Origin of the sequence: Palleronia sp., assembly GCF_042089775.1 — a bacterium.
Lineage (GTDB): Bacteria > Pseudomonadota > Alphaproteobacteria > Rhodobacterales > Rhodobacteraceae > Palleronia.
In genome coordinates, this window is sequence record NZ_JBELKF010000150.1 from 1 (window position 1) to 5166 (window position 5166).

Annotated in this window: 5 protein-coding genes; 3 read left to right on the forward strand and 2 right to left on the reverse strand. The window is 65.3% G+C overall.

What is annotated here, in order from left to right; genetic code table 11:
• Nucleotides 1-125 precede the first annotated feature (125 nt).
• Entirely contained in the window at nt 126-545 is a 420-nt protein-coding gene (locus tag ACFDS3_RS18835) for a c-type cytochrome (protein ID WP_375263881.1), read from the reverse strand.
• 64 nt (nt 546-609) lie between these two features.
• Nucleotides 610-1644: an NADP-dependent oxidoreductase gene (locus tag ACFDS3_RS18840; RefSeq protein ID WP_375263882.1), complete on the reverse strand. Its 1035-nt coding sequence runs from the start codon at nt 1642-1644 to the stop codon at nt 610-612.
• 380 nt (nt 1645-2024) lie between these two features.
• Here ACFDS3_RS18840 and ACFDS3_RS18845 point away from each other — a divergent pair, with 380 nt between their 5' ends.
• From ACFDS3_RS18845 to ACFDS3_RS18855, 3 genes are all read left to right on the forward strand, one after another.
• Entirely contained in the window at nt 2025-2909 is an 885-nt protein-coding gene (locus ACFDS3_RS18845) for an MBL fold metallo-hydrolase (RefSeq protein ID WP_375263883.1), read from the forward strand.
• A 123-nt stretch (nt 2910-3032) separates the two neighbouring features.
• Complete coding sequence (locus tag ACFDS3_RS18850) at nt 3033-4055, forward strand: LLM class flavin-dependent oxidoreductase (protein WP_375263884.1); 1023 nt, start codon at nt 3033-3035, stop codon at nt 4053-4055.
• Nucleotides 4056-4099: 44 nt separating this feature from the next.
• The gene (locus ACFDS3_RS18855; protein WP_375263885.1) at nt 4100-5014 is read left to right on the forward strand and encodes a nucleoside hydrolase; all 915 of its coding nucleotides are present in this window, start codon (nt 4100-4102) and stop codon (nt 5012-5014) included.
• Nucleotides 5015-5166: the final 152 nt, after the last annotated feature.

Sequence of the window (5166 nt, forward strand, 5' to 3'; positions counted from 1 at the left end):
GAACTCACGACCCTAACCTTGGCAAGGTTATGCTCTACCCCTGAGCTACGCCCGCATCATCATTGGTGAGCGCGGATTTAGCGATCCGCGTCGGCGGGCGCAAGAGGGTCCGCGCATTTTTCGCCTTACTTTGCCTGAAGGCTTTCCACGTAATCCGCAACGCGGATCAACGCGGCCGGCGTAGGGGTCATGACGCCGTCGCCAATGTCGTAGGGAACAAGTTGCCCCTCCGCCATTTCAGGTCCGAACTGAGGCATGACCTCGCCCGCATCGTCACGGAAATAGCCATCCACGTAGCCCATCACATGGGCGCGGGGGAAGTCCGCCCCGCCCGGCAGCCGGGTCAGGTCGGCGGGCCGGCGGTCGAGCCGCTGCGCAAGTGGCCCGTCTCCCCGGCCTTCGGGACCGTGGCAGGCGGCGCATCGCGCCTGATAGATCTCTTCACCGGTCGCGTCCGGTTCGTCCACGTGATCCGGGGCAGGCGCGACGCAGCCCGCCGTCACCAAAAGAAGGGCCAACACAAGGGCGGGTCGGTGGCTGGTCATGTCTCTGCTCCGTAATCTTTGACGTCACCGAAACACCGACCATCGAACCGCGCCTTGATCAAGGTCAACCGGCGTCGGGGCCGACGCGGATCAGTGTTTTGCCGAAGTTGCCGCCCTCGAGCATCGACAGGAAGGTCTCTGGCGCATTCTTGAGCCCTTCGGTCACGTCTTCGCGGTAGCTGATCGAGCCGTCGCCAACCTTTGGCGCCACCTCGGACAGGAATGCGTCGAAGCGGTCCCAATGGTCGCCCACGATGAAGCCACGCACGGTCAGGCGGTTCTTCAGGATTGCGCCCCAAGCGGCCGGCAATGGCATCGACTGGCCGAGGTTCTTGCCGTTGTACCACGCCACCATCCCGCACAGCGCGACCCGGCCGAAGGTGTTCATGTTGTTCAGGACGCCCACCAGCGTCTTGCCGCCGACATTCTCGAAATAGCCATCGATCCCGTCCGGCGCGGCAGCTTTCAGTGCCTCGGCCATGGCCTTGCCGTCCGCATGGGCGTGGTGGTCGATGCAGGCGTCATAGCCCAGCTCGTCCTCGGCATAGCGGCACTTTTCCTCGCCGCCGGCAACGCCGATGACGCGGCAGCCGCGGGTCTTGGCGATCTGGCCAGCGACGGTGCCCACGGCCCCGGTGGCGGCCGAAATCACGACCGTTTCGCCCTCTTTCGCGCAGATGATCTCGGAGATGCCGGTCCAGGCGGTCATGCCCGGCATTCCCAGAACCCCGAGCGCGGCCTGAATCGGCGCGCGCGACGGGTCGAGCTTGCGCAGGCCCGCCGCCTTGGCATTGGCGTGCGAGACCCAACCGGTGAAGCCGGTGACGATGTCGCCTTTCGCGAAACTCTCGGCGTTCGAGGCGATGACCTCGCCCACGGTCTGGCCGGTCATCACGCCCCCGACCTCGACCGGGTCGGCGTAGGACGGGCCGGCATCCATCCGGCCGCGCATGTAGGGGTCAAGCGAAAGCCAGATGACGCGGACCTGCACCTCGCCCTCGGCAGGGTCGGGCAGTTCGTGCGTCTCGATGCGGAAATTGCCCTGGGTCGGCTCGCCTTCGGGGCGCGTGGCAAGGTGAATGCTGGTCGCTTGCGTCATGGCAAAACTCTCCTCTTTCGCGACTGATGTGGGGCCGGTGCGACGGGGCGTCGACCGTGACGGCGCGTCGAGTGTATTCCGCTGGCACCTTTAGGCGCGGGTGCACGCGAGCAGCGACGCGTCACTCCCGTGCCATTCCAAGCATGCCGCTGGATCAAAAGGCGGTCTAGAGGTGCCCGATGAGGCTGGCATTTAGAGCGGTGAATTCCGGCCAAGCTGCGGTCGGATGCTCGGTGTCCGCTCCTGTCGTTGCGAAAGCAGACAGGCAGTGCTGCCCTTCCGGTTCGGAACGGCTTCGAGCGGCTCTGAGTCGCAGACGGGAACGTTGGCCGCAGGGACGGGTTGGACGAAGTACTCCGTTCATCAGCTCGAAGATCCTCATGTCCGACCAAATTCCTCTCGACCCGCATGACCGAGTGCGTGATCCGGCGCCCCGCGACCACACGCGTGAGGTGGCGGAGGATCTTGCCTACCGGCGGCTCGGCATCGTCAATGTAGCGTTCCACGGACGGGCCGGCGCTGGTGACCGGGATTGGGTGCTCGTCGATGCCGGCGTCTCTGGTACGATGGGCATGATCACGGAGGCGGCGGCAGAGCGGTTCGGTCCTGACGCCCGCCCGGCAGCGATCGTATTGACGCACGGCCACTTCGATCATGTCGGTGCGCTGGAGGATTTGGTCGCGCTATGGGATGTGCCGGTATACGCGCACGCGCTTGAGATGCCGTATCTCGACGGCAGCGCCTCGTACCCACTGCCCGATCCTGGCGTCGGCGGACTCATGGCGCGACTGTCGCCGCTCTACCCGCGTTCGCCGGTGAACGTCGCGCGCCACCTGCAGCGGTTGCCTGAAGACGGGTCGGTCCCAGGAATGCCCGGCTGGCGCTGGATCCATACGCCCGGCCACTGCCCCGGCCACGTCTCGCTGTGGCGCGAGGAGGATCGGACGATCATCGCCGGGGACGCCTTCGTAACGACAAATCAGGAATCTGCCTATGCCGTGGCGGTACAGAAGCCCGAGATGCATGGCCCACCGCAATACCTTACCACCGATTGGCAAGCCTCGGCCGCGTCTGTCGAGACCTTGGCCAGGCTTGAGCCGGAGGTTGCGGTAACAGGACATGGCCCGGCTATGCGCGGGGCAGAGATGCGCGGGGCGCTTCACACCCTCGCCCGCGACTTTGCACAGGTGGCGGTTCCGGAAGGCGGTCGCTACGTCGGTGATCCGGCGCAAGCCGAAGACGGTAGCGCATATCGCTCCGACTGATTGCGGCACGCGCAGGGCCACAGCGCCTGTTCGCCAAAGCGCGGCCGGTGCGTCTTCCGGGGCCTGCGGTTGCTGCATAGGTTCGCCTTGAACGTGGTGCGCCGGGCGCGAAGGAGAGATTACATGAAGAAGATCGGATTCCTGTCTTTCGGCCACTGGGCGTCTTCGGCGGGCTCGCAAACTCACTCGGCCGGGGATGCACTGCTGCAGTCGATCGATCTTGCCGTCGTGGCCGAGGAGCTGGGGGCGGACGGCGCCTATTTCCGGGTGCACCACTTTGCCCAGCAGCTGGCGTCGCCCTTTCCGCTGCTGGCGGCGGTCGGCGCGCGGACGCGAAAGATCGAGATCGGCACCGCGGTCATCGACATGCGCTACGAGAACCCCTTCTACATGGCCGAGGATGCCGGCTCGGCCGATCTGATCTCGGGCGGGCGACTTCAGCTCGGCATCAGCCGCGGCTCTCCCGAGCAGGTGATCGATGGCTGGCGGCATTTCGGGCATAGTCCCGCTGAGGGGGCGAGCGATGCAGACATGGGGCGGCGCCATGCCGAGGTGCTGCTCGACGTGCTGCGGGGCGAGGGGTTCGCGCAGCCGAACCCGAACCCGATGTTTCCGAACCCGCCGGGACTTTTGCGGCTGGAGCCGCATTCCGAGGGGCTGCGGGACCGCATCTGGTGGGGTGCCGGGTCGAACGCGACAGCGGCTTGGGCCGCCAGATTCGGGATGAACCTTCAAAGCTCTACGCTAAAGGACGACGAGACGGGGCAGCCGTTCCACGTGCAACAGGCCGAACAGATCCGCGCCTATCGCGATGCGTGGAAAGAAGCGGGTCACGCGCGGACGCCTAGGGTGTCGGTCAGCCGCAGCATATTCGCGCTCGTCTCTGACCAAGACCGCGCCTATTTCGGGCGCGGCAACCAGGGCAGGGACCAGGTCGGTTACCTTGATGCGCAGACGCGGGCGATCTTCGGCCGCAGTTATGCTGATGAGCCCGACAAGCTGATCGCGCAATTGGCTGTGGATGAGGCCATCGCGGAGGCGGATACGCTGCTTCTGACGGTTCCGAACCAGCTTGGGGTAGACTACAACGCCCATGTCATCGACGCGATCCTGAAGCACGTCGCCCCGGGCCTGGGCTGGCGCTAGCAAGGCGGCTGGTCGAGGTCGCAACCCTGGATGTGGACCTACCTATGAAGATGATCATAGACACCGATCCCGGTGTCGACGACGCGCTGGCGATCCTATACGCTGCCGCGCACCCCGAGATCGAGCTTGCCGGCCTGACGTCGGTGTTCGGCAACGTCACGATTGAGCAGGCGACGCGGAACGCCCTGTACCTGGTGGAGCGCGCTAGGCTCGACATTCCCGTGGCGCAAGGGGCGGGGCGGCCGCTTTCCCTGCCGCCATTTCCTGCGTCGCACGGCGTCCACGGCCCGGAGGGCTTCGGCGATCTTCCGGCCGTGCGACCGCAGGGGGCGGCCATCAGCGAAACGGCGGCCGAGTTCCTCGTCCGCATGGCGCGAGAGCAGCGGGGCGAGCTGATCATTTGTCCGATCGGGCCTATCACGAACATCGCGCAGGCCATCGAACTCGACCCCGCCTTCGCGGGCAATATCCGCGGCATCGTCTTCATGGGCGGCGCTCTGGATGTGTCGGGCAACATCACTCCGGCGGCCGAAGCGAATACGTACCACGACCCCCACGCGCTGGACATCGTCCTGAAAAGCGGCGCACCGACGCTGATGATCGGGTTGGACGTCACCATGCAGGTTTTGCTGACCGTAGAGGATTTCGAAACGCTCGCCCGGATCGATCGGGCGCACGGCCCGTTTCTTCAGGAGATGAGCCACTTCTACCTCGAGTTCTACCGCTCGAAGGGGCTGCACGGTTGCGGCCTTCATGATCCCTTGGCTGTGATGGCCTGCATCATGCCGGAGATACTGAAGATCGAGGCGGTTCCGATGGAGGTCGTCCTGGACGGCGACACCATCGGCAAGACGCAGCGCAGCAGGGAAGGCCGAACCACACAGGTCGCGATCGATTGCGATCCGGAGCAGGTCAAAGCGCAGTTCTTTCAAGCGTTCACGGATTCGGCCGCGCCGTAGTTGCGCTGAGAGCGCTTCGGATGGCGGGAAGGGCGGGGCTTACCTCGCCCTTTTGCCGTTTCGAGGGAACTTTCGGTTGACTGATCCCTCGTTCGGCATCGGCTGGTGTGCGGTGGGCGCGGGCGGGTTGGTTCTGACGTTGTGCTGAAAAT

What these genes read in the sequence shown, in the direction of transcription:
- ACFDS3_RS18835 (WP_375263881.1), bottom strand. Translation starts at nt 545, where the DNA reads ATGACCAGCCACCGACCCGCCCTTGTGTTGGCCCTTCTTTTGGTGACG.
- ACFDS3_RS18840 (WP_375263882.1), bottom strand. Translation starts at nt 1,644, where the DNA reads ATGACGCAAGCGACCAGCATTCACCTTGCCACGCGCCCCGAAGGCGAG.
- ACFDS3_RS18845 (WP_375263883.1), top strand. Translation starts at nt 2,025, where the DNA reads ATGTCCGACCAAATTCCTCTCGACCCGCATGACCGAGTGCGTGATCCG.
- ACFDS3_RS18850 (WP_375263884.1), top strand. Translation starts at nt 3,033, where the DNA reads ATGAAGAAGATCGGATTCCTGTCTTTCGGCCACTGGGCGTCTTCGGCG.
- ACFDS3_RS18855 (WP_375263885.1), top strand. Translation starts at nt 4,100, where the DNA reads ATGAAGATGATCATAGACACCGATCCCGGTGTCGACGACGCGCTGGCG.